At 72.3% G+C, this 18,874-nt stretch carries 19 protein-coding genes; 13 read left to right on the top strand and 6 right to left on the bottom strand.

What is annotated here, in order from left to right; all coding sequences use genetic code 11:
• Positions 1-16 precede the first annotated feature (16 nt).
• The 5 genes from AB0H37_RS20890 (at position 17) to AB0H37_RS20870 (ending at position 4,488) form a co-directional block, all read left to right on the top strand.
• A complete protein-coding gene (locus AB0H37_RS20890) occupies positions 17-391 on the top strand; it encodes an SSI family serine proteinase inhibitor (RefSeq protein ID WP_360614488.1) in 375 nt (124 codons plus the stop codon).
• A gap of 116 nt (positions 392-507) precedes the next feature.
• Positions 508-930 carry a CBS domain-containing protein gene (locus AB0H37_RS20885; protein WP_329095257.1) on the top strand — a complete coding sequence of 141 codons (423 nt, stop codon included), beginning with the start codon at positions 508-510 and terminating at the stop codon, positions 928-930.
• A gap of 80 nt (positions 931-1,010) precedes the next feature.
• Positions 1,011-1,829: an ANTAR domain-containing protein gene (locus AB0H37_RS20880; RefSeq protein ID WP_329095260.1), complete on the top strand. Its 819-nt coding sequence runs from the start codon at positions 1,011-1,013 to the stop codon at positions 1,827-1,829.
• A gap of 112 nt (positions 1,830-1,941) precedes the next feature.
• Positions 1,942-3,924 carry a SpoIIE family protein phosphatase gene (locus AB0H37_RS20875; RefSeq protein ID WP_360614485.1) on the top strand — a complete coding sequence of 661 codons (1,983 nt, stop codon included), beginning with the start codon at positions 1,942-1,944 and terminating at the stop codon, positions 3,922-3,924.
• A gap of 51 nt (positions 3,925-3,975) precedes the next feature.
• Entirely contained in the window at positions 3,976-4,488 is a 513-nt protein-coding gene (locus AB0H37_RS20870; protein WP_360614483.1) for a DUF6328 family protein, read from the top strand.
• A gap of 113 nt (positions 4,489-4,601) precedes the next feature.
• On the opposite strand, the gene AB0H37_RS20865 is transcribed toward AB0H37_RS20870, so the two are convergent.
• From AB0H37_RS20865 to AB0H37_RS20855, 3 genes are all read right to left on the bottom strand, one after another.
• Positions 4,602-5,012, bottom strand: coding sequence for a hypothetical protein (locus AB0H37_RS20865; protein ID WP_360614481.1), 411 nt, complete (start codon positions 5,010-5,012; stop codon positions 4,602-4,604).
• Between the two features lie 274 nt (positions 5,013-5,286).
• Entirely contained in the window at positions 5,287-6,735 is a 1,449-nt protein-coding gene (proS, locus tag AB0H37_RS20860; protein ID WP_329095268.1) for a proline--tRNA ligase, read from the bottom strand.
• Positions 6,736-7,038: 303 nt separating this feature from the next.
• The gene (locus AB0H37_RS20855; protein ID WP_360614479.1) at positions 7,039-7,464 is read right to left on the bottom strand and encodes a hypothetical protein; all 426 of its coding nucleotides are present in this window, start codon (positions 7,462-7,464) and stop codon (positions 7,039-7,041) included.
• A gap of 278 nt (positions 7,465-7,742) precedes the next feature.
• Here AB0H37_RS20855 and AB0H37_RS20850 point away from each other — a divergent pair, with 278 nt between their 5' ends.
• Positions 7,743-9,386 carry an ATP-binding cassette domain-containing protein gene (locus tag AB0H37_RS20850; RefSeq protein WP_360614477.1) on the top strand — a complete coding sequence of 548 codons (1,644 nt, stop codon included), beginning with the start codon at positions 7,743-7,745 and terminating at the stop codon, positions 9,384-9,386.
• Between the two features lie 38 nt (positions 9,387-9,424).
• Here AB0H37_RS20850 and AB0H37_RS20845 read toward each other — a convergent pair whose 3' ends face one another.
• Positions 9,425-10,654 (bottom strand): phospholipase D-like domain-containing protein, encoded by a 1,230-nt coding sequence (locus AB0H37_RS20845; RefSeq protein ID WP_360614475.1) that lies wholly within the window; start codon positions 10,652-10,654, stop codon positions 9,425-9,427.
• 111 nt (positions 10,655-10,765) lie between these two features.
• Positions 10,766-11,815, bottom strand: a complete 1,050-nt coding sequence (locus AB0H37_RS20840; protein ID WP_329095278.1) for a helix-turn-helix domain-containing protein — start codon at positions 11,813-11,815, stop codon at positions 10,766-10,768.
• Positions 11,816-12,096: 281 nt separating this feature from the next.
• Between AB0H37_RS20840 and AB0H37_RS20835 the strand changes: the two genes are divergently transcribed.
• From AB0H37_RS20835 to AB0H37_RS20805, 7 genes are all read left to right on the top strand, one after another.
• Positions 12,097-12,267, top strand: a complete 171-nt coding sequence (locus AB0H37_RS20835) for a hypothetical protein (RefSeq protein ID WP_329095280.1) — start codon at positions 12,097-12,099, stop codon at positions 12,265-12,267.
• Positions 12,268-12,463: 196 nt separating this feature from the next.
• Positions 12,464-13,435 carry an NAD-dependent epimerase/dehydratase family protein gene (locus AB0H37_RS20830; RefSeq protein WP_360614473.1) on the top strand — a complete coding sequence of 324 codons (972 nt, stop codon included), beginning with the start codon at positions 12,464-12,466 and terminating at the stop codon, positions 13,433-13,435.
• Positions 13,432-14,604 carry a glycosyltransferase family 4 protein gene (locus AB0H37_RS20825; RefSeq protein WP_360614471.1) on the top strand — a complete coding sequence of 391 codons (1,173 nt, stop codon included), beginning with the start codon at positions 13,432-13,434 and terminating at the stop codon, positions 14,602-14,604. Before AB0H37_RS20830 ends, AB0H37_RS20825 begins: the two co-directional genes overlap by 4 nt.
• A 10-nt stretch (positions 14,605-14,614) precedes the next feature.
• Positions 14,615-15,343 (top strand): hypothetical protein, encoded by a 729-nt coding sequence (locus tag AB0H37_RS20820; RefSeq protein WP_179832505.1) that lies wholly within the window; start codon positions 14,615-14,617, stop codon positions 15,341-15,343.
• Positions 15,340-15,693: a hypothetical protein gene (locus AB0H37_RS20815; protein ID WP_179832504.1), complete on the top strand. Its 354-nt coding sequence runs from the start codon at positions 15,340-15,342 to the stop codon at positions 15,691-15,693. The genes AB0H37_RS20820 and AB0H37_RS20815 overlap by 4 nt, the downstream gene beginning before the upstream one ends.
• Positions 15,693-16,808: a glycosyltransferase family 4 protein gene (locus AB0H37_RS20810; RefSeq protein ID WP_179832503.1), complete on the top strand. Its 1,116-nt coding sequence runs from the start codon at positions 15,693-15,695 to the stop codon at positions 16,806-16,808. The genes AB0H37_RS20815 and AB0H37_RS20810 overlap by 1 nt, the downstream gene beginning before the upstream one ends.
• Positions 16,805-17,584: a hypothetical protein gene (locus AB0H37_RS20805; protein ID WP_360614469.1), complete on the top strand. Its 780-nt coding sequence runs from the start codon at positions 16,805-16,807 to the stop codon at positions 17,582-17,584. The genes AB0H37_RS20810 and AB0H37_RS20805 overlap by 4 nt, the downstream gene beginning before the upstream one ends.
• Here AB0H37_RS20805 and AB0H37_RS20800 read toward each other — a convergent pair.
• Positions 17,581-18,843 carry a serine hydrolase domain-containing protein gene (locus AB0H37_RS20800; RefSeq protein WP_360614467.1) on the bottom strand — a complete coding sequence of 421 codons (1,263 nt, stop codon included), beginning with the start codon at positions 18,841-18,843 and terminating at the stop codon, positions 17,581-17,583. The genes AB0H37_RS20805 and AB0H37_RS20800 overlap by 4 nt on opposite strands.
• Between the last annotated feature and the right edge of the window lie 31 nt (positions 18,844-18,874).

The following is an 18,874-nucleotide window of genomic DNA, read 5'->3' as shown; positions in this document are numbered from 1 at the left end:
AACTCGGGAGTCGCGTATGCCGAACCTTCTCAGTGCGGTCGTCATAGGGGCGGTCGTCGCGCTGGTGCCCGCCTCGCCTTCCGGGCCGGAGACGTCGTTGCAGCTTTCCGTCACACATCCGGGCGGTAACACGTCCGGGAGCAGAACGGTCACGCTGCGTTGCGATCCTGCAGGGGGCGAGCATCCCGAGGCCGCACGGGCCTGCCTGGAGCTGAACGGGTCGGGCGGGCGGTTCGAACACCGGCCGGACGGCCGGATGTGCACCGCCGTCCACGCGCCCGTGGTCGTCCGCGCCGAAGGGCGATGGAAGGGCAGACCCGCCCGCTTCCAGGCCGAGTACGGCAACGACTGCGTCATGCAGTCGCGCACCGGAACCGTCTTCGCGTTCTGACGCGGCGCAGGTCGGCGGCCGATTCACAAACCGTCCGAATAGGGCCGCCGACCGTGGGTAAGGCGCGCAAACACGGGCTACGCGAGGCGTCGCCTATTCGGGAGGAAGTGCGCGCTATGTCATCGAGGGTCAGCGACGTGATGACGGCGGCGCCCCAGTCCTTGCCGCTCGACGCGACGCTCTACGAGGCGGCTCGCATCATGCGGGACAAGGGCATCGGCGACGTGCTGGTCACCTACGCGGGACGGCTGTGCGGCCTGGTGACCGACCGTGACATCGTGCTCCGCGCGGTGGCCGAGAGCCGCGACACCTCGCTCACCCCGCTCGGCGACGTGTGCACGGCCGAGCTGACCACCGTCCACCCCGAGGACGACACCGACACGGTGGCGCGGCTGATGAGCGAGCACGCCGTCCGGCGCCTGCCGGTCGTGGACGCCGAGCACCACCCCGTCGGGATCGTGTGCATCGGCGACCTGGCCCTGGCCAACGGCGATTCCGGGCCGCTTCCCGAGATCAGCAAGGCGCCGCCCAACAACTAGGACTCCCCATGAGGCAACAGTGCCGTCCGGCCGAGCAGGGCCCGCCTGCGCATCCCCCGGGGCAGGCTACTCTCGGAAAGGTGACGCCCACCGAAACGGTCCTGACGGACCAGCTCGCGCTGGAGATCGCCCGGCTGGGCATGGTCGGGGAGTCCTCCGACGTGGGCACCCTGCACAGGGTGACCGAGCTCGCGGCGCGGGCCGTGCCCGGATGCGCGGGCGCGGCGAGCGTGCGCTGGGCGCTGCCGAGCGCGCGGGGCGATGCGGGATCCACGGTCAGCCTGCCCGAGCGGGCCAGCGGCATGCCGGACATGCCCCTCCAGGCCGGGCGCGCCGCCGCCGCGGAGGGGAACCGGCCCGAACCGCTGGCCGCCGCGGCCAGCCATCCCGACCTCGCCGAGGTGACCGACCGGCAGCTGTCCCGGGGCCACGGGCCGCTGTTCGACGTGGTGGCCGACCGCCGGGCGCTGACCGCCGACGACATCCTCGCCGAGACCCGCTGGCCCGAGGCCATGTCGGACATGCTGCGCCGCGGGGTGCGTTGCTTCGCCACGACCCCGCACGCGAGCCCGCGGGTCCTCGTCACGCTCACCTTGTACGGGGTGACGCCGAAGGCGCTCGGGCCCGAGCGCCACGCGATCACGTCCCTGCTGGTCGCCCAGGGCACCGCGGCCTTCTCGAACAGCCAGCAGTACGACGATGTGCACCGCACCGCCGTCCAGCTCCAGGCGGCCGTCGAGGCGCGTGCGGTGGTCGACCAGGCCAAGGGAATCCTCATGCACGCGCTCGGCTGCGACGCCGACGAGGCGTTCGCCGAGATGCGCCGCATCTCACAGACCCGCCACGTGAAGCTCACCGCACTCGCCCAGCGTATCGTCGGTCACCAGGGCCTGCCCTAGGTGCGGGCGGGGAGCATAGGCTGCGTGAAGCGGCCCCCGAGAACGGTGTCCGGCCCGGGACGGGCGGGGCCGCCCTGGTTCCACCGTGGTGACGCGGACGAAAGGAGACCAGATGCACGATCGGCCTGACCAGCTTGAGCCCGAGTCCCTCCTGCGGGAGATCTCGGACCTCGAAGGACGCATCGGCGAGCTGCGCCAGGCCGCCGGCGTGCCCGAGCCCGACCTGCGCGCCACGCTGGACGCGGCGCTGGTCGAGCTGGAGCTGGCGCTGACCGTGCTGCGCACGATGGGCGGCGAGCAGTCCGGCGAGCCGGGCGGGTCGGCCGCCGCCGAGAACGAGCGGCGCGTGCTGCGCACGGTCTTCCAGGACGCCCCCGTGCCGCTGTTCCTGCTCGACCGGACGACGAACGTCCGCCGCGTCAACCGGCAGGCGGCCATGCTGCTCGGCACGTCGGCGGGATACGTGTCGGGCAAGCAGTTCACGGCGTTCTGCGACATGGCGACCCGGGCGGCGGTCCGCTCGCAGCTGGCGGCGGCGATCCGGACGGGGCAGCGGCGCCGCGTCAACGTGCGGTTCCTCGGCCGCGACCATCCGATCGACGCCGTGCTGACGGTGGCGCGCGTGTGGATCCGCGGCGAGCCCGACCCGATGGTCGTGGTGGCCGCCGGGCCGACGACCACCCCCGCCGACGACGGCGGGCCCGCGGCGTCCAGGCCCCAGGCGGGGGGCACCGCCCGGGCGCGGGCCGGGGACGGCGGGCAGGGCGACGACGAGGCCGTGGCCACGATCGTGCACCGGATGGACGTCCTCGCCACCGCCAGCGAGCTGCTGCTGGACGAGCCGGTCTTCAACGAGACGGTGGCCGTCCGGCGATGCGCCCGGCTGCTGGCCGCCGAGCTGGCCGACTGGGCGTTCATCGACCTGACCGGCCCCGGCGGCGGCCCGGCGGCGGCCGCGCAGGGCGGCGCGACCAGGGCCGGCGCGGCGCCCCCGCTGCGCCGCCAGGTCGTGATGGGCCCGGAGGACGAGCGGTCCGTCGAGGCCGCGAGGATGCTGGAAGAGGTGGACCCCGCCGAGGACACGCTTCCCCACGACGTGTTCGTCACCCGGCAGAGCGCGCTGCGCCCGCACGTGGAGAACCTCGAGGTGCTCGGCATGTGCCCGGACGGGCTGCCGGTGTGCGGCAAGATCGGCGTGACGTCGGTGCTCAGCGTCCCCATCGAGGACGGCGACCGCGCCATCGGCACGATCACGCTGGCGGCCAGCGGCGAGTACGGCCCGTTCGACCTCATGGACCTCGGGGTCGTGCAGCGGCTCGGCCGCTACCTGGCCCTGGTGATCCGGGCCGCGCGGCTCTACCGGCGCCGCGCCGAGGTGGCCGACACGCTGCAGGCCGGGCTGCTTCCGAAGACGCTCCCCTCCATTCCGGGGGTGAGCGTGGCCGCCCGGTACCTGACCTCCACGCATGGCTCGGAGGTCGGCGGCGACTTCTACGACGTGTTCCGCACCGAGAACGGGTGGGGGCTCGTCCTCGGCGACGTGTGCGGCAAGGGCGAGGACGCGGCGGCCGTGACGTCGACCGCCCGGCACTGCGTCCGGCTCGCGTCGCGGTGGAAGGCCCGTCCCGGCGACGTGCTCGCGACCGTGAACGAGGCCCTGCTGGACGAGGACCGGTTCGTCACCGCCGTGATGGCGAGCCTGACGCTGGAGACCGAGCGGATCATCGTGTCGCTCGGCACCGCGGGCCATCCGCCGGCGATCGTCGTCCGCGCCGACGGGGTGATCAGGTCGGCGGCGCGCGGCGGCGTCCCGCTCGGCCTGTTCGAGGACTTCGAGGCCGGGCTCGACACGATCGACCTGTCCGTCGGCGACACGCTGATCCTGCACTCGGACGGGGTCCTGGAGGCGTGCGACATGACGCGCCAGGAGTTCGGCCAGGAGCGGCTGCTGGAGGCGCTCGCCGGGCACGCCGGGAAACCGCCGGAGGAGATGCTCGCCGGAGTGGAGCGGGCGCTGCTCGACTTCTGCGACGCCGACCTGCGCGACGACGTGTCGATGCTCGCGCTGCGGGTGGAGCCGCCGACGCTCGACTAGAACGTTCCGGCCGCGCGACTGACGGGCGTTTTGTCGGGGTAAACGGCATCCATGAGCGTCGACCCCGCACGCAAGCCCCGCAACGAGACGGAGCACGAACGTCTGGACCGGCAACTGATGGAGCTCCTCCAGGGCTTCCGTGTGGCGACCACCGGCGTGCAGGTGCTCTTCGCGTTCCTGCTGACCGTTCCGTTCTCGGCGAACTTCGACACGAAGGTCAGCGAGACGGGTAGAGCGCTGTTCTACGTCTCGCTTTTCGGGGCGGGGCTCGCGTCCATCTGCTTCATCGCCCCCGTCATCCAGCACCGGATCCTGTTCCGGCTCGGGCAGAAGGCGCTGCTGATCCGGCGCGCCAACCGGTTCGGGATCGCCGGCGCCTTCGCGCTGGGCATCTCGATGACCGCCGCGACCACGCTGGTCGTCCAGGCGCTGTCGGACGAGGCGGCCGCCGCCGTCGCCACGGCCGTGGTCGCCGTGCTGCTGTGCGGGTGGGCATGGTTCGTCCAGCCGTACCTGACGAGGCGGCGGGCGGAGAGGCGCGCGCCGGAGACCGGGGACTCCTGACGCGCGGCCGTCACGGTCCAGGCCGGTGCGGTCGCGAACGCGGCGAAGGAACCCTCGGAGCGCGCGTCGCACGCTCCGAGGATTCAGGAGCCGGCCGTCGGCCGAGGGAGTCCTCAGTCGACGGCAGTTGAGAGGAGGCAGCGGCGGTACGGCCGCCCGATCTTGCAGTCTTCGGGATTCCGCCCGTCGACCAGCCTCGTCACAGTGCGTCCGTTGCCCGTCACCACGACGTAGCGGTGCGAGCGGATCACCTGGTTGTAGAGAACCGTTCCAGTCGGGTCCTTGACGGCAGCCCAGCACCCCCGCTGTTCAAGGTGCTTGGTGATGACACCATCGGTCGGCGTCGAGGACCCACGGGCCCAGGACGAGATCTTCGTCCCGTTCGGGCAGGTGCCCCAGTCCTTCGGGGGGGCCGGGGTCGAGTTGCGGGCCGGCAGGCCGTCCAGGGCCGCCAGCAGGCCGCCCCCCGCCGCCAGAAGGCAGACGAGCAGGGCTGGCCAGCGATATTTCTTGAAGAAGTCCATAAGAGTTCCTCGAATGCGTTGAGGTCTGCTCTGCGGTCCTATAGCCGCAGCGACAGCTACCTTTCCGCTGTCTCGCCGAGAAGCCAAATCGAAGGCGAGACCGAAAAACCCTCTTGGGGGAGCGCAGAGTGCTCACGCGCCACGAGAGGAACGTGGTCCTCCCTGTCGATGCCGATGGACTTGCCTGGGCGGACCATGAAAACCGAAACGTCGGGTCCCTCGCCGGCCCGCCGAGGGGCGGGCCCGCCCCTCGGCGGGCCCGCTCAGAGGCGCCTCAGTAGGAGCGGCCGAAGATGACGCGCTTGCCGTAGGCGGACGGGCGGTCGCACTTCACGCAGACGCCGGTCTCCTCGGGCGCGTCGGTCGCGATGACGCGCGGGGTCGCGGCGGTCTCGGCCTTGATGCCGTCCTCGCAGGCGGCGTCGCCGCAGTGGAACGCGCGGGCCCAGCCGGTGGCGACCTGCGCGGCGAACGCGTCCCAGCCGTCCACGACCGCGGTGTTGTCCTCGCGGAACTTCTCGGCCCTGGCCAGCAGGAACGACTGGAAGTCGGCGAGCATCCCGGGCAGGATCTCGGGCACCTTGTCCAGCGGGATCTGCTCCTTGCCCTGCCCCTCGACGGTCGGGAGCCGCCGGACGACGGTGGCGACGCCACCCTCGATGTCGCGCTTGCCGAGCTCGATGCGGATCGGGACGCCGCGCATCTCCCACTCGTTGAACTTGAAGCCGGGCGACAGCTGCGGGCGGTTGTCGTCGACGTGCACCCGCACGCCCGTCGACTTGATCGCAGCGCCGAGCCGGCGGGCCTCCGCGGCGGCCTGCTCGCCCTGCTCCTTGCGGCCGATCGGCACGATCACGACCTGGTAGGGCGCGAGCCGGGGCGGCATCACCAGGCCCTTGTCGTCCCCGTGCGTCATGATCACGCCGCCGATCATGCGGGTGCTCATGCCCCAGGACGTGGTGTGGGCGAGGGTGAGCTTGCCCTCCTCGTCCTGGTACTGGATCTCGAACGCCTTGGCGAAGTTGGTGCCGAGGTAGTGGGACGTGCCGGCCTGCAGGGCCCGGCCGTCGCGCATCATCGCCTCGATCGTGTAGGTGCGGACGGCGCCGGCGAACCGCTCGCCGGGCGTCTTCTCCCCCGCCACGACCGGGATCGCCGCCAGTTCCCGCGCGACGCTCGCGTAGGCGTCCAGCGCCCACATCGTCTCGCGCATCGCGTCGTCCTCGTCGGCGTGCGCGGTGTGGCCCTCCTGCCAGAGGAACTCGGTGGTGCGCAGGAACATCCGGGGGCGCATCTCCCACCGGACGACGTTCGCCCACTGGTTCAGCAGCAGCGGCAGGTCGCGGTGCGAGTCGATCCACTTGGCCATGTACTCGCCGATGACCGTCTCGGAGGTCGGCCGCATGACCAGCGGCTCCTCCAGTTCCTTGCCGCCGGCGTGCGTGACGACGGCCAGCTCCGGGGAGAAGCCCTCGACGTGCTCGGCCTCGCGCTTGAGGTAGGACTCCGGGATGAGCATCGGGAAGCAGGCGTTGTCGTGCCCGGCCTCCTTGATGCGCCGGTCCAGGTCGGCCTGGAGCAGCTCCCACACCCGGTAACCGTACGGGCGGATGACCATCGTGCCGCGAACCGGTCCGCGGTCGACGAGCTGGGCCTGCACCACCAGCTCGTTGTACCAGGCGGAGAAATCCTCGCTCTGCGGCGTCACACCTTCTCGACTCACGGCCACAAGGGTACTGACCATCGGCCTTGCTCAGGGCGCCTTCGCCGTCCTCTGGAGATCCGCCGGTCCCAGAAGACGCCTCCGACCGCTTCCCGGCAAGGTGCTCCACACGGCCCCGCAGGGGCCCTCAGGCAGTCGCGGGCGGCTCCGAACGCGTGACCCGGCGACGCGTCCAAGATCGCCCTCGACTCCGCGGCGGACCACGTCCGGTCGCCGGTGACGCCGTGAGGTGCCCGAAAGGGTAGGACCGGCTTCGGAAGACGAAGCCGGTCCCAGGTCGAGTCGCTCGCGGGAAGCGAGCGACTACTTGTCGGACCGCCTGCCGGCGGCGATGATCGTGTCGTGGTCGTCGCCCTGCTGCCGGAGGCGGGTGTATTCGAACGGCGCCACACCCGCGGCATCGGCGCTCAGGAGAGCGTCATGCGACAGGCTGTTCTTGCGGCCGTAGTTGTAGCCGTAGAGGAAGCCCTCGGTGCGGCCACGCTCCCGCGCGGCCTTCCAGACCTCCTCGCTCTCCTCCGCGGTGGCCACCTCGCGCACAACGGCGAACAGGTACAGAGGCCACGGGCACTCCCCCGTCTGCGAGGCCACGAACTCCTCGTGCGAGACGTCGGGGCACTGCTGCCGGAGGCTGTCGTAGCACTCCCGGTCCACACCACCGCTGACGCGCGTCAGCTCCGCGTACTGCTCGTCGGTGAGGGGGGCGAGGTTGCTGGTGCCATCGGTCATGGCGATTTCTCCTTCGAGGATCTTGTTTGTCGCATTCGTAGACGATCATCCGGGATCGCCCACCCCATGGACCGTCCGCCCTGATGATCATGGGCAGGTGGTTCCGCAGGGCGGGGCATCGCGCTCCTGGTCGCGGTGCCTGTCCGCGTCCGCGCGCGGAATGCCGAGGCTCCGGGTTCCGCCTGCCCGATGTCGGTGACGCCTGGCGCCGCCGACAGCCCGGTGGATCGACGGTAAATCGATTGACGGCGTGGCGGGGCTTCCCGAGACTCGGCGGCATGGGACACGTCGAGGTGGGCCACGTCGGCCATGTGCTGCCGGACGGCCGGATGCTGCTCGACGACGTCTCCTTCCGGGTCGGCGACGGCGTCACGGCCGCCCTCGTGGGGCCGAACGGCGCGGGCAAGACGACGCTCCTGCGTTTGATCGCGGGCGATCTGGCGCCGCAGTCCGGGACCGTCGCGCACAGCGGCGGCGTCGGCGTCATGCGCCAGTTCATCGGCAGCGTGCGGGACGGGTCGAGCGTGCACGACCTCCTGCTGTCGCTGGCCCCGCCCCGGGTTCGGGAGGCGGCGGCCGCGGTGGAGGCCGCCGAGCTGGTGATGATGGAGCGCGACGACGAGCCCGCCCAGCTCCGCTACGCCACGGCCCTCGCAGGGTGGGGCGACGCGGGCGGCTACGAGGCCGAGGTGCTGTGGGACGCGTGCTGCGTCGCGGCCCTCGGCGTCTCCTACGACTCGTGCCGGTGGCGCGAGGTCCGCACCCTGTCGGGCGGCGAGCAGAAGAGGCTCGCGCTCGAAGCGCTGCTCCGCGGCCCCGACGAGGTCCTCCTCCTCGACGAGCCCGACAACTATCTGGACGTCCCGGGCAAGCGGTGGCTGGAGGAGCGGCTGCGGGAGACACCGAAGACCGTCCTGCTGGTGTCGCACGACCGCGAGCTGCTCGACCGCTCCGCCGACCGGATCGTCACCGTCGAGGCGTCCCGGGTGTGGATCCACGGCGGCCGGTTCTCCACCTACGCCGCCGCGCGCCGCGACCGCAACGAGCGACTGGAGGAGTTGCGGCGCCGCTGGGACGAGGAGCACGCGAAGCTCAAGGAACTGGTCAACACCCTGCGGACCAAGGCCACGGTGAACGACGGTTTCGCGTCCCGCTACCGCGCGGCGCAGACCCGGCTGCGCAAGTTCGAGGAGGCGGGGCCGCCCGAGATCCCGCCCCGCGACCAGAACCTCAAGATGCGCCTGCGCGGCGGCAGGACCGGCAAGCGCGCGGTGGTCTGCGAGAACCTCGAACTGACGGGCCTGATGAAGCCGTTCGGCACCGAGGTCTGGTACGGCGAGCGCGTCGCCGTCCTGGGCTCGAACGGCTCCGGGAAGTCACACTTCCTGCGCCTCCTCGCGGCCGTCGCCGAGGCGCTCCCGCGCGGCGCGACGCCGGTGAGGCCCGTCGCGCACACCGGCGTGGCGCGCTTGGGCGCGCGGGTGGTCCCGGGCCTGTTCGCGCAGACGCACGCCCGTCCCGACCTGGCCGGACGCACTCCGTGCGAGATCGTCATGACCGAGCACGCGCGGCTGCGCAACGACGCCATGAGCGCGCTCACGCGCTACGAGCTGAACGTGTGCGCCGAGCAGCCCTTCGAGACGCTCTCCGGGGGCCAGCAGGCCCGCCTGCAGATCCTGCTGCTGGAGCTGGGCGGCGCCACCCTGCTCCTGCTGGACGAGCCGACCGACAACCTCGACCTGGCCAGCGCCGAAGCGCTCCAGGAGGGCCTGGAGCGCTTCGAGGGCACGGTCGTCGCGGTCACCCACGACCGCTGGTTCGCGCGTGCCTTCGACCGCCATCTCGTCTTCGGGTCCGACGGCTCGGTCTACGAGTCCGCGGACCCCGTCTGGGACGAGACCCGCGTGGCCCGCCCCCGCTGAGCCACGCGGGCCCCCTCACGAGCGGGCTTCAGAGCGCACTACCCCTGCGGGTACGCGCGCTCGCAGTCCTGGACGTTCTTGATCCGGAACCCCTGCCCCGAGGTCTCCACGTGGTTCTTGATGTTGTCGAAGTTCTTGACGAACGCCGCGTAGATGAGATCTTCGTTCATGATCCTCATGACGTTCTCGTCGTTGTTCTCCAGAGAATCGTGGTTGAGATTGGCGCTGCCGGTGAACACGACCTTGGCCTGCTGCGTGGTGTTCGGGTAGGGCGCCTCGATCATCATGTCCTTGGCGTGGACGTAGTTCGGGGCCTTCCTGTCGTCCTGGTCGTACGACCACATCCGCACCGGGTAGCCGAGCTCCATGGCCTGCGCCAGCGGCCGGCAGGCCGCACCGTGCATCTTGCGGACGACGATTTCGACACTGCAGCCGCTGGCGGCCTTCTTGACGAGCCACTTGGCGACCGTGCTTCTGGTGAGCGACCAGTTCGCGATGCGGATCTTGCCGGGGCAGCCGGTCGCCTCCAGGGTGTGCGCGACGGTGTCGTTCGCGTACAGGTCGCCCTCCACGGGCGCCCGCGGGTAGAAGTAGCTCTTGATGTCGCCGGCGAGCTTCGGCGGGTTCTCGTTGTAGTAGTCGGGCTTCCCCTCCATTCTCAGCATGTCCTGGAAGTAACCGGCGTAGCGGTTGAACAGGCCCGCGTCTCCGACGTGCGTGTACCAGCTGTTCCAAGCATCGCTGCCGGAGGATTTCCTCATGTTCGCCGAGCCGGTGGAGACCACATTCAGGGCTCCCATGGTCTCGGAGAAGAGAACGAACTTGTTGTGCATCGCGTTCGTTCCCTGGCAGGAGGGGTACGGAGGAGCACCGAGTACCTGCCGGCAGTGGCGCGCCCACGTCTCGTCTTTGCCGTCATCTTCGAGGGCCTGCTTAACGCGGGTGTACTCCGGGGAGTCGATCGCCCCGGCGTCGACCAGGAGCTGGACTTTCACGCCCTTCTTCGCCGCGAGCATCAGTTGATCGGCGATCATCGGCTCTTGGAACCGGAAGGCGGTGAACATGATCGTCGAACCCTCTTTGGCGCCCTCGATCATGTCGGCCAGATGGCTGACGATCTCGGCTCCGGGCGGACTGTTGAAGGTGGCGGTGTTGGTGAGGGGGACGGACCGCCCGGTGTCGGCCGGGGCGGCGGCGGACGCGGGGACGGTCAGGGCGGCGCCCGCCAGAAGCGCGGCGGCGGCGAGCGTGAAACCTCGGAAGCGCATGGGCGTGGGGGTTCCCTTCTGTTCATGCGGGGTTCCGTAGCTCTGGTGGCCTGATTCTCATCCGCCGTCGCGCTCGGCCGTGAGGTCGATTCCGGCCGACGGGCGACGGTTTCAGGACAAACCGTGGCCCTCGGTGGGGTGAGCGAACGTCTCGCGGTAGGCGGTGGGGGTGACTCCGGCCACCTGCCGGAAACGTGCGCGCAGCGCGGCGGCCGAGGGGAACCCGGAGCGCCGGGCGACCTCGTCGACCGGCATGTCGCTCGTCTCCAGCAGCTGCTGCGCGCGGATGACGCGCTGGTGGACGAGCCACCGCGCGGGCGCGGAGCCGGTGATCTCCCGGAACCGGCGGTCGTAGTTGCGCCGGCTCATGTGCGCGCGGCGTGCCAGGGCCGACACGGGCAGCGCCGAGTCCAGGCGTTCGAGCGCCCAGGCGATCGTCTCGGCCACCGGGTCCGCGGCGTCGGGGTCGGGGACCGGCGCCTCGACGTACTGGGCCTGTCCGCCGGGCCGGTGCGGCGGCACCACCATGGCCCTGGCCACCCGGTTGGCATCCGCGGAGCCCAGCATGGACCGGATCAGGTGCAGCCCGAGGTCCATCCCCGCGGCGCCGCCGCCCGCGGTCAGCACGTCACCGTCATCGATGTACAGGACCGACGCGTCGACCCGGACCGCCGGGTGGAGTTCGGCCAGCCGTGCCGCGACCGACCAGTGCGTCGTCGCCGGGCGGCCGTCCAGCAGGCCGGCGGCCGCGAGCACGAACGCCCCGCTGCACAGGCCCGCCACCCGCGCGCCCCGCGCGTGCGCGGCGCGCACCGCCTCCAGCACCGGTTCGGGCGGGCGTTCGGCCGTCAGCTGAGGCAGGTTCGGGACGACGATCAGGTCCGCGGCCCGGACCGCCTCCAGATCATGCGGGACGGCGCACGACAGTCCTCCGCCGACGATCGCGGCGCCGGGCTCGCCCGCGACGATCCGCAGGTCCATGCCGGGCAGGGCGCCGTAGTGCATCGCGATGTCGAACACTCCGCAGGCGAAGGACATGCTCCCCAGCAGCGCGCCGTCGAAGACCACCACGACTAGCCGCCACGGGACGCTCTCCGGCTGCGCGCCGCCTCGGCCGCCGGTCTGGAACGCCTCGCTCAGCGGTTCGATGCCCGCTCCCATCGCCCCTGCACCACCTGCCCCCGGCCGCAAGCGCGGCGCCGACAGGAGTGGGCCGCCCGGTTTGGATATCACAACAACGGGCGGCCGGAAAGGCAGGGCAGGCGAACTCCGGCCGAGCCGGGTGAGGGGGCGGTCCCGACCCCCTGGCCTTGCCGGCGTCCGATGACGGCGTGACAGCGCGGCAGCAAGATCATCTAAGATGGTCGTCGACCCGGTCATCAAGGACCGGGTCACCTCGCGTCGCGGGGTTGAAACCAGACGCACCCAAGGTTGTGATCTAGATGAGTGACACCCACAACGCCGCCATGTGGAACAACGGTGTGAACATGACCCAGAGCAGCGACCCCGAGGTCCGGACGGCGGGCTTCGAGCTGCTGGGCCAGGCCAAGAACGACACGGACGGCTCCCACCCCGGGGGCGCCAAGCCCGAGGGGACCACGAGCCAGAGCTGACCGGACTTCGCCGCTGATGCGGTGAGGAACGGAGCGGGTGGCCGGACGCATGTCCGGCCACCCCTTTTCTGTTCACCGGGGAAGCGTCGACCCGCAGGTTTCCGCACCGCGCCCCGAGGTGTCCCGGCGGAGAGTCCCGTGTGAGCAGGGACGGGAGCCCTGTCCTACTTCGGGGGGTGATGGATAGGGTGCCCGGGTGCGGGTGGTGGTGACTGGTGCGGCGGGGTTCATCGGGAGCCATGTCGTCGACGCGTTCTCGGGGGCGGGGCACGAGGTGCTGGCCGTCGACGCGCCGGAGCGTTCGCTGAGTCCCGGCGTCGCGCGGCGGACGTGGGCGAGGGTCGCGACCAGGCCGGGGGTCGTCGCCGCCGAACTCGACCTCGCGGTGGACGATCTCACCGCCGTCTCGGCCGCGGACGTCGTCGTGCATCTGGCGGGACGGCCCGGGGTGCGCGACTCGTGGGGGCCGGGCAGGGCGGTCGTCGAGCGGGACAACGTGGCGGCGACGCGGCGGCTCCTCGCGGCCTGCGTGCAGCGGCCGCCCCGGTTGAGACCGAAGGTCGTCGTCGCGTCCAGTTCGTCGGTGTACGGGTCGGCGGGACCGCGCCCGAACCGGGAGGACGATCCGCTGAAGCCGGCCAGCCCGTACGCGGTGAGCAAGGCGAAGGCGGAGCGGCTCGCGCGGACGGCCGCCGGGAGCGGGCTGCGGACGGTGCTGCTCCGGTACTTCTCGGTCTACGGCCCCCGGCAGCGCCCCGACATGGCGTTCCACCGGTTCGTCGAGGCGGCGCTGGACGGGCGCCCGCTGCCGGTGTTCGGGGACGGGCGCAGCTCCAGGAGCTTCACGCACGTGCGGGACGTCGTCGCGGCCACGCTGGCGGCGGCGGCCGAGGACCTGGCGCCCGGCGTCGCGGTCAACGTGGGGCACGCCGAGCACGTGGCGGTCCGCGACGCGATCGCGATGCTCACCGGCGCGCTGGGCGTCCCGGCCCAGATCCGGCGCGAGACGCCCGTGGCCGGGGACGCGACGCGCACCTGGGCCGACACGTCCCGCGCCCGGGAACTGCTCGGCTGGACGGCCGCGACGGACCTGGCCGAGGGGCTCGCGGACCAGATCGCCTGGCACCGCGGGCTGCGGACCGTGCCGGAGGGGGCGGCGGTCGGATGAGCCACGGTCCTCCACGGCACAGGGCGGCGTACGTCGCGTTCGACCGGTTCCCGTCGAGCAAGGGGTCGGCGGTCCACATCGCGCAGATGGCCGACGAGCTGTTCACGCGGTTCGGGGGCGGGCTGCTCGCCGCGATCGGCGGCGGCGACCTGCCGCGCTACCAGCGGGAGGGGACGCGGGAGGTCGCGCGGTTCGACGCGTCGATCCCCAACCTGATCGACCGGGCCGAGGCGTTCTCCGGCTGGGTCGCGGCCCACCTGCGGCCGCACTGGGAGACGTTGGAGGTCTGCCACGTGCGCGACCCGTGGAGCGCGCTTCCGGCGGTCGCGGACGGGCGGCGCCACACGGTCGTGTACGAGGTCAACGGGCTGCCGTCCATCGAGATGAGCCACACCTGGCCCTGGGCCGCGCCCGCCACGCTCGGCAAGATCCGCGAGCTGGAGCGGTTCTGCCTGGAGCGCAGCGACGCGGTCGTGGTGCCGTCGCGGGTGATCGGCGAGGCCGTCCGGGGGCTCGGGGTGCCGGAGGGGCGGATCCACCTGGTCCCCAACGGCGCCGACGTCGGCGACAGGCCGGAACGTCCCGCGGGCGCGCCCGAGCGGTATCTCGTCTACGTCGGCGCGCTGCAGCCGTGGCAGGGCCTGGACGTGCTGATGCGCGCGTTCGCGCGGCTCGCCGACCTGCCCGGCCTGCGGCTGGTGGTGTGCGCGTCCGTCCCGGAGCGGCGGGCCAAGCCGGTGCGGCGGCTGGCCGAGCGCCTCGGCGTCGCCGGGCGGGTCGACTGGCGGTTCGCGCTGCCGCACCACGAGGTCGCCGCCTGGCTGGCGCACGCCGAGGTGTCGGTGGCGCCGCTGACGGGCTGCGCCCGCAACCTGGACCAGGGGTGCGCGCCGCTGAAGGTGATCGAGTCGATGGCGGCGGGCGTCCCGGTGGTCGCCTCGGACCTGCCCGCCGTCCGCGAGCTGATGGCGGACGGGCGGCACGGGCGGCTGGTGCCGGCGGACCGTCCCGCCGAGCTGGCCCGGGCCGTCCGGATCCTGCTGGAGTACCCGGAGGAGGCCGCGGCGATGGGGCGGAGGGGCCGCGCGCACATCGAGGAGAGCCTGACCTGGGCGCGGTCGCGCGCCCGGCTGGCCGAGGTCTACCGCACGCTGACACGGGGTCGATAGGTGGTTCGTCATGTTCTGGCGTAAACAGAAGGCCGCCATCGAGCGGTTCCATCCGCTGCACAAGGCGCTGACCCTGGAGCAGGGCTTCTCCGTCTCGCTGCGGCGGGACGACTGGGAGCCGGTGATCCAGAGCCTCGCGCAGCACGCGGCGCAGGTGCGGCGGCGCAGGTGGCGGCTGCACCAGCGGGTCCCGGGCGTGCTCGTGCCGCTGCTGCGGGTGCTGTCGGCCGACATGCCGCCCGACGGGGTGCTGTCGGTGTCCGCGGACATGCGCGGGTCGCGCGTCCCGGAGAAGAACGGCCCCCAGCAGTCGCTGCCCTCCCGGCCCCCGATCTCGGGGCTCAGGCAGTGGTACGCGTTCGACCCGTGGCTGCGGATGCGGGCGGAGCTGCGCGACGGCAGCGTCGTGGAGCTCTCGGTCTCCGACCGGGTGCGGCACCGCAAGTACCGCAAGAGGAACGCGCGCGGCAAGATCAAGTACAAGAGCAAGTCGAAGACGGTGCAGCTCGTGCGGGTCACCCGGAGGCTGGCCAAGGACGCGGCCGTCCGGCGGCCCTCGTCGCCGCCGCCCCGCTGGGTCAGGGTGCAGGTGAAGCAGGGCAGCCGGCTGGTGGTCCGCGCGAGCGGGAAGTTCCCCGGGCCGGTGGAGGACAGGGTGCTGGTGGACCGGATCCTGCAGGTGTCGACGGAGCCGTTCCGGTGGACGCCGCCCGGCACGGCCGCGAGGAGGACCACGTGAACCGCTGCACCGTGACCACCGGGTTCTTCGTGCTCGGACGCTGCGGGCAGGCCGCGGTGGCGGCGTGCCCGCAGTGCGGCCGGCCCGTCTGCGCCGCGCACGCCGGACCGAACGCGCTGTGCCCCGAATGCGCCGCGGCGCAGGGGTACCGGACGCAGGACCCGCACCACCCGGGCTGGACGCACGGGTACCGGCGCGACTACTACCGGGGCAGCTCGCAGACCTACAACGACGGCTACTGGTACTCCTCGTTCGACGAGTACGACCGCGGCGCGTTCAACCCTGGCGACGACTACTCCCACGGCGGTGACTGGGGACCGGACGACGACACGGGCTTCGTGGACAGCTGATGCCCCGCGTCCTGTGGATCACCGAGCACTACCCGCCGAGCCGGGGCGGCATGGCGCAGTCGTGCGACCGGATCGTGCGGGGCCTGCGGGGCGCCGGCGCCGAGGTCGACGTCGCCCACCTGACCCGGCGGTCGCGGCCGTGGAGCGTGTCGCGCGAGCACGGCGGGCGGCTCGTCACCGCGCCGCTCGGGGACGACTCCGAGCACGCGCTGCGCCGCCTGTGGACGACGATCACCGCCGCGGACCTGACCGGGTACAGCCACGTCGCGGCGTTCGGCGGCGTCCACGCGATGCTCGCCGCGCCCGTCCTGTCCGCGCTGCTCGGCGCGCCGCTGGTGACGCTGCTGCGCGGCAACGACATCGACGTCGGCGCCTTCTCGATGCGGCGGCGCGGCGTGCTGGCGGACGCGCTCCGCGCCTCGTCCCGCGTGTGCGTCGTCGCCCGCTCGCACGCGCCGCTGGTGTCGGCGCTCGCCCCGGACGCGGCGGTCGCGTTCGTCGCCAACAGCGTCGACACCGCGCAGTGGCGGGTGCTGCCCTCCGAACGGGAGCAGGGCCGGGCGTGGCGTGAGGAGAACGTCGCCCCCGGGCGCCGGACGATCGGGCTCATCGGCCAGCTCAAGGTCAAGAAGGGCGTCGGCTTCTTCCTGGAGGCCCTGGCGGCGTCGCGCCGCACCGACGCCTTCCACCTGCTGCTCGTCGGCGAGGTCGAGGACTCCGTGCGGGAGTGGCTCGGGGAGCACGACGTCCCGCACTCGTTCCTGCCGTTCCTGGAGCGGTACGACCTGCCGGCCGTCTACGCGAGCTGCGACCTGGTCGCGCTCCCCTCCTTCTACGACGGGATGCCGAACGTGGCGCTGGAGGCGGCGGCGCTCGGCGTGCCGCTGATCGCGTCGGACGCCGGCGGGCTGGCGGACGTGGCCGACGACGAGATCGGGTTCACCTTCCCGGCGGGCGACCCGCACGCGTGCCGCGCGGCGGTCGACCGGGCCGCGCGGGCGGGCGGCGAGGAACTGGCGAAGCTCGGCGCGGCGGGCGCCGAGCGGATCCGGCGCGACTTCACCCCGGCCGCCGAGACCGCGGGCTACCTGGCCGTCCTCGACGAGACACGTTGATCGTCTGCTACGCCGCCGGTGACGGGCTGGGGCATCTGACGCGGCTCCGGTCCGTCCTGCACACCCTCGGGCGGGAGGGGCCGGTCACCGTCGTGACCGGGTCGCGGTTCGCGGCCGACCCGCGCGTGACGGACGGCTGGGACGTCGTGGAGACCGCCGGCCCGACGGCCCTGCGGCCGGACGAGGTGATCGTGGACGCGTTCCCCGCCGGGCTGAGGGGGGAGCTGACCGGATTCCCCTCCGGGACGAGGACGACGCATCTGGCGCGGCTGCTGCGCTGGGACGCCTACCGGCCCCTGCTCCCCGCGAGCCCGCCCCGCTTCGACCGGACGTTCGTCCTGGAGGAACTCGATCCCGCCCACCATGCCCATCTGCGCACGGTGTCGGACGAGGTCGTGCCGTTGACGCTCGCCGATCCCCCGTCGGAGCCGGTCGACGTGGACGGCTGGCTCATCGTGCACAGCGGCCCCGACGCGGAGACGCTCCAGCTCGTCGCCTACGCGCAGGACATGGCGTCGCTCGAACGGGTCCGTCCGCCGATGACGCTGGTGTCGCCCGCGAGACCCGGCGGCCTGCCGCCGCACGTCGCCCATCTGGACGTCTATCCCGCCTGGGTGCCCGGGCCGAACGTCGAGCGGATCGTCACCGCGGCGGGGTTCAACGCCGTCCGCCAGTACGCGCCCTGGCGGGAACGGCACCGGATGATGCCGTTCCCGCGCAGCCTGGACGACCAGTACGCACGCGCGGCCCGCGCCAGAGGCGGGTCCTCGTGCTAGAAGTAGGTGGAGGTCAGGTCGCCGGTCGGCCAGGTCGTCACCGCGTTCGCGGCCTTGTGCAGCAGCGAGTCGATGTCGCCGTAGCTCGCGGCGGCGCCCTCCTGCCGCTGGTCGAACAGGACCGCCCACGACAGGCCGTCGTACCGCCGGACCAGCAGCGTGTACGTCCCGGCCAGGCTCCCGTTGTGCCAGGTGTTGCGGCCGCCGGTCACCGGACGCACCTGCCATCCGCAGCCGTAGTACCAGCCGTCGGCGTTGACGCCCGTCTCCGGCTTGGCGAACGCCCGGCTGACGGACGCCGACGTCAGGACGGACGTCCCGCCGTCGTACACGCCCGCGAAGCGCGTGAGGTCCATGGCGGTGGCCAGCCAGCCGCCGTGCGCGTCCATGTTCTCCAGGTTGAACGCGCCGTCCGGGAAGGGCACCTTGGTGCCGCTGTTGTCGAACACGGTGGCGCCGGTGTAGGTCGAGTAGTACGGGACCTCGCCGGTGGCCTTCGTGCGGGACTTGCCCAGGCGCATCCGCGTGATGCCCCGGGGCGCGAGCACGGTCTGCCGGACGTAGTCCTCGTACTTCTTCCCGGTGACCTTCTCGATGATCCGGCCGAGCAGCAGGTACCCGTAGTTGGAGTAGGCGTACTGAGTGCCGGGCGCGTGGTCGAGCGCGCGCGCCGACGCGTACTTCATGATGTTCGCCTGGGACACCGGCAGCGCGACGCCGAGCTCCTTGGCGATCGCCGCGTCCCGGAACATCGGGTCGGGCGAGATGCCGCTGTCCCAGCCGCCGAGGTGCTGGAGCAGCCGCAGCACCGTGACGTCCTTGAGACGCGGGTCGGCCGTCGTGGAGAGCCCCAGCAGCGTCGCCGCCCGGTCGGTGAGCTTCAGCTTCCCGTCCTGGACGAGCCGGAGCACCGCCGTCGCCGTGACGGGCTTGGAGATGCTCGCGATGCGGAACGGCGAGGTCGGCTGCGTCTTGAAGGCGCCGTCCTCGGCGTAGGTGTAGCCGCGCGACAGGACCAGCTTGCCCTTGCGGACGACGGCGAGCTGCCCGCAGGGGATCGCGCGCGCCTGCATGAAGCTCTTGAGCGTGGCGTCGAAGCCGCCGAGTCCGGCGAGCGCCTTGCCGGTCACCCCCCACGTGCGGGCCGCTGCCGCCGCCCGCGCCGTCCGGGACCCCCCGGACGCGCAGCCCGCGAGCAGCGCCGGCGCGGCCACCAGGCCCGCCGCCTTCCCGAAGTTCCGCCTGCTCAGCTCCGCCACAGCGGCCCCCTGAAGATCGAATGTCCGGAAT

Origin of the sequence: Actinomadura sp. NPDC023710, from assembly GCF_040639875.1 — a bacterium.
Classification (GTDB): Bacteria; Actinomycetota; Actinomycetes; order Streptosporangiales; family Streptosporangiaceae; genus Spirillospora; species Spirillospora citrea.
This window is presented reverse-complemented; position numbering and strand designations above follow the sequence as displayed.

Coding starts and splice junctions, on each gene's coding strand:
- AB0H37_RS20890 (WP_360614488.1), top strand. CDS start 17: ATGCCGAACCTTCTCAGTGCGGTCGTCATAGGGGCGGTCGTCGCGCTG.
- AB0H37_RS20885 (WP_329095257.1), top strand. CDS start 508: ATGTCATCGAGGGTCAGCGACGTGATGACGGCGGCGCCCCAGTCCTTG.
- AB0H37_RS20875 (WP_360614485.1), top strand. CDS start 1,942: ATGCACGATCGGCCTGACCAGCTTGAGCCCGAGTCCCTCCTGCGGGAG.
- AB0H37_RS20870 (WP_360614483.1), top strand. CDS start 3,976: ATGAGCGTCGACCCCGCACGCAAGCCCCGCAACGAGACGGAGCACGAA.
- AB0H37_RS20865 (WP_360614481.1), bottom strand. CDS start 5,012: ATGGACTTCTTCAAGAAATATCGCTGGCCAGCCCTGCTCGTCTGCCTT.
- AB0H37_RS20855 (WP_360614479.1), bottom strand. CDS start 7,464: ATGACCGATGGCACCAGCAACCTCGCCCCCCTCACCGACGAGCAGTAC.
- AB0H37_RS20850 (WP_360614477.1), top strand. CDS start 7,743: ATGGGACACGTCGAGGTGGGCCACGTCGGCCATGTGCTGCCGGACGGC.
- AB0H37_RS20845 (WP_360614475.1), bottom strand. CDS start 10,654: ATGCGCTTCCGAGGTTTCACGCTCGCCGCCGCCGCGCTTCTGGCGGGC.
- AB0H37_RS20840 (WP_329095278.1), bottom strand. CDS start 11,815: ATGGGAGCGGGCATCGAACCGCTGAGCGAGGCGTTCCAGACCGGCGGC.
- AB0H37_RS20835 (WP_329095280.1), top strand. CDS start 12,097: ATGAGTGACACCCACAACGCCGCCATGTGGAACAACGGTGTGAACATG.
- AB0H37_RS20825 (WP_360614471.1), top strand. CDS start 13,432: ATGAGCCACGGTCCTCCACGGCACAGGGCGGCGTACGTCGCGTTCGAC.
- AB0H37_RS20820 (WP_179832505.1), top strand. CDS start 14,615: ATGTTCTGGCGTAAACAGAAGGCCGCCATCGAGCGGTTCCATCCGCTG.
- AB0H37_RS20810 (WP_179832503.1), top strand. CDS start 15,693: ATGCCCCGCGTCCTGTGGATCACCGAGCACTACCCGCCGAGCCGGGGC.